The following is a 4,089-nucleotide window of genomic DNA, read 5'->3' as shown; positions in this document are numbered from 1 at the left end:
ACCGTTACTGCTACCTGACGAACCGTCACCGGAACACACGAACCGTCCACCCCACGACACCACCCCATCACGCCGCGCCCTGACGCCGACCAATGACGGCCCACGTGCCAGAGCCCTCCGACGCCGCACTCGGCAGTCCACCTGACCCGCGCCCGGCGGTGCGGGTCAGCGCCCGGCCCGCGCCCGGCGGCGTGGGCCTGGGCTTCAGGGACGGGGACCCGCCCCCGTGGCCCGGGGTTGGCGGGGCCCGTATTCCCCGGCCGGCTGCGCTCCCGTGAGACGGCCGTCATGTCGATTTACGACCTTGGGGTGCGAATCACGACCACCCCGGAGTCGTAAACCACACCCCAAGGTCAGAAACCAGCGCCGACCAGCGCTTCGCACTCGAGCTTGAGGATGCGGCCGCACGGAACCACCACGCGGCAGGCCCCCCTCGGACCCGGCAGGTCGCCTCCGGGAGCCGCAGGCCGTCCACGGGCAGGCCGCCCTCGAGCACGGGAGATGGCCTTCGGGCACGTGAGGCTGCGCGCGGGCGCGGGAGAGGTCGTCCTCGGCAGAACTCGTTCTCAGGCCAACCAGAACACACCACCAGCCACACCCCCAAACACGAAACGCCGGTATAGGACGCATAACCGACCGTATAATCGCTTGCCGACGATTGGAGTTCGAATGCCCACCAGTAACACCTCTGATTCCCAACCCAAGACGCTCGTCGTGCACTACTCCGCCCACGGGCACACCCGCCGCGTGGCGGAGACCATTACCCGTGCGCTCGGAGCCGACGCCTTCGTGTTGTCCCCCACCGAGGCCTACTCCGAGCCCGAACTGGACTACAACGACCCGCGCAGCCGGGTCTCGCGCGAGCACGTCGACCACAGCCTGCGTCACGTGGCGCTGGTGCAGGACACCCCGGATGGATTCGCCGGCTACGACGTCGTGCTGGTCGGCTACCCCATCTGGTGGGGTGAGGCCTCCTGGGTCATGAACGAATTCGTGAAGAACAATGACTTCACGGGTAAGACCGTGATCCCGTTCTGCACCTCGTTCTCCTCCCCGGTCGGCGCCAGCGCCCGCGATCTTGCCGCTCTGTCCAGCACCGGCGACTGGAGGCCCGGCACCCGCCTGGAGGCGAACATTGATGCCGCCGGCGTGCGCCGCTGGCTGGAGCGGCTCGGGGTCGACGCATAGGGGCAATGGACCCCGACGGCATATGTCTAAGCCGACGAAGCCCGGGCCACAAGGCCGACGTCCCGCCTATCGGCGTCATCGGGCAGTCGTCCGTCTGTGCCGGCGTACGGCTGGCGACCGCTCTTGTCGTATCGTGACGGGGGCGTGATGTGTGGGGTAGGTTGAGGCCGTTGCCGAGAGTGCAGCCCGCTACCCGCGCACCTGCCCCTGCCCGATACGATCTGAGAGTTGAGACCCCGATGCCGTCCTCCCCCACCTACGACGCCGACGATGATGACGTCCGCATGGCGCCCAACCGCAAACTGGAGGCAATTCGAGAGGTCAAGCACTACGCACAGGGCTCACGCTACCGCCTGGACGCCTGGGAGCCCGCCTCTACCACGGACTCCACCAGCCAGCACAGTGAGACCTTCGACGCCGGACTGAACGAGAACGTGTGGACCTCGCCGGTAGCCGACGACTACCGCACCGACATCGACACCGCCGACTCCGGCGCCTACGACGCGATCGGCGACATCGTCTCCGACCTGACCGACGCGGAAAACGCCTTCTACGACGCCGGGCTGGACATGGTTCCCGAGGACTCCGCCCTTGCCAGATGGCCCCTCACCTAACCACCCCCTGCCCCGCATCCCTCTGAACCACCCGCAAAGCACGGAGCCAAGCCCCATGGCCTTCATCAAGATCGACACCGACAAGATGCAAACGGTCATCAGCAACCTCGAAGACCGCGCCGAAGCGATCGACCACGAACGCAACGGCATCAACCAGACCAGCGCCTACTACCACGACCCGGTGCAGTCCGTGGTCGACGCAACCCAGGTACTGCCCGGCTTCCTGATCCCGGGGCCCGGATCGGGGACCATGGCGGCCTACGCATCCACCATGCGCGATCTCGCCGAGGAGCTGCGCTCGCGCCGCCAGGAAGCCATCGACATCAACGAGTCCGGCATCACCATGGCCAACCCCGACGGCACCCTGACCTACTACCTGCCCGACCCACCCCCAGGCACCACCGACGAAGCCGCCTACTGGCGCAACATGGACACCGCCGACAACGTCCACGCCTACAACACCGGGTCAGTAGAGACCGCCAAGGCCGAAGCCACCGAACTCCAAGAAGCACTCGCCAACGGCACCTCCTCCCAAGGCCGCACCCCCGAGGAGATCCTCGACCAAATCGACAAGCACCGCGACATCCCCACCTACGGCCTGGCGTTCTGCCAGACCATGGGCGTGGACAACATGCTCGATGCCCCACTGGAAGCGCAAAAGGACACCAACTACGCCTTCCAATCACAGCCGGAGATCATCAACCGGATGGTGGAAACCTTCGGGCATGTCATGTGTGCCGCCTCCAGCCTTTACGACGAGACCTCCTACCAGCCCTCCGTCTCATCTCCATCCTCCCCACACCAGTACTCGCTCGCATCGTCCATCTACAACGCCGTCACGGAAAAGGGGCACGAGGGCCGCGCCACCGTGCTGGACGCCTACCTCACAGCTGACGGCACCGTTTACGACACCGATTTCCTAGTCGGTCTGGCCGAGCTGATGGAGACTATTGAGGACTGGCCCGCCGAACCCAAGGGCGTCACATGGCACAGCGGCAACTACGGGACCGATGACTATGCGGACAAGTACCTACCCGACCACACCACCGACCCGCTGGCGGCCGTCCTCAACGGCATGGCCCGCAACACCGAGGCGTCACTGGCCTACCTTGCCCCAGAGGACTGGAACAGCGAAGACGGCCTCTGGGCGCCCTCGGCACAAGACAATCAACGCATGGAGATGCTAGCCAACCGGAAATGGACAGACCTGAGTATGGAAGGCCTATCAGCTGTCTTCGCCGCCGCCTCCGCCTCACGAGCCCCATCGGCAGACAACACCGGCACCCCAGTCGGCACCGAAAACAGCCGACGCGCCGCCTGGGCCACGGCAAACGGCATCACCATCCTCGAGGCACAAGACATCCCGGCACGTGGGCAAACCAAACACAACATCGGCATCATGCTCGGAAACTGCGGACCCGAAGTCATTGGTTTGGCAACTCGCGGTGATGCTGCATCCAGCCGCAACGACCTTGGCGCCTCACTAACTAATTGGGGTCACGATCAGAAGGCGATGAATAATGCAATCGCCCACCTATTATACGAAGCGTCTACGTCACCCGAGGCCGTCTACGAAATTGCCCGGGGCACCACCGCCTACACCGCCGCGCACACTTCTTTGGCTGCGACAGAGGACGGTCTCTCCACAGACACTATTAGGCGCTACTACAACAACGAGGGCAGTGTTCTAGCTCTGCTCACGGTGCTAGGTCAAGAGCATGCCGACAGCGCCTATAACGGCGCCACTGCCGCAACCACCCTGCTGTCACTGGTTCCCGGTGTCAACGTCCCCGCAACACTAGCCAACGCCAGCTTGAGTCTCGAAGGCTCGCCTACGGTTGATGTGACCGGAGCGAACGACCCCTCGGTGCTACTCGGAGCTGCCTACACCAATGCGTTCAACGCGGGGCTTATAAACGATCCGCCCGACCCTGCCACCACCTCGTGGTACTCCGTTGACGCCAACGGCGGCCACCGCATCACACTAGAAACAGACGAACAGTACAGAGGCTTTTATACCTGGGTCACCGACGGCGCAGGAAACAGCCCCGACGTAGCAAACGCCCTTGATCAGATCAGTGTCGACGGCGGCGCAAGGACTTGGACCAGCACCGACGATTTTAAGGATGCTTATGGTGGTGAGGAGTGGTGAAGCGCGATGGAGCTGACTCGACCCCGGCACCCGGGTTCCCCCTGGGCCCCGGTTCCCAGCCCCGCCATGGCGCTCGGCGTCGCGTCGTTGTGGTTGTGTTGATCTTGGCGCTCGTCGTGGCGGGGGTTGCTGGTG

Annotated in this window: 3 protein-coding genes; all 3 read left to right on the top strand. The window is 64.6% G+C overall.

Annotated features, from left to right (window positions below):
* Positions 1 to 669 precede the first annotated feature (669 nt).
* The gene (locus DRB06_RS13615) at positions 670 to 1,188 is read left to right on the top strand and encodes a flavodoxin (RefSeq protein WP_108968557.1); all 519 of its coding nucleotides are present in this window, start codon (positions 670 to 672) and stop codon (positions 1,186 to 1,188) included.
* Positions 1,189 to 1,427: 239 nt separating this feature from the next.
* Positions 1,428 to 1,802, top strand: coding sequence for a hypothetical protein (locus DRB06_RS13610; protein ID WP_108968559.1), 375 nt, complete (start codon positions 1,428 to 1,430; stop codon positions 1,800 to 1,802).
* A gap of 55 nt (positions 1,803 to 1,857) precedes the next feature.
* On the top strand, positions 1,858 to 3,954 hold the full coding sequence (locus DRB06_RS13605; protein WP_108968561.1) for a DUF6571 family protein: 2,097 nt from the start codon (positions 1,858 to 1,860) through the stop codon (positions 3,952 to 3,954).
* The last annotated feature ends 135 nt before the right edge of the window (positions 3,955 to 4,089 follow it).

Origin of the sequence: Actinomyces sp. Z5 (genome assembly GCF_003287795.1) — a bacterium.
GTDB lineage: Bacteria > Actinomycetota > Actinomycetes > Actinomycetales > Actinomycetaceae > Actinomyces > Actinomyces glycerinitolerans.
This window is presented reverse-complemented; position numbering and strand designations above follow the sequence as displayed.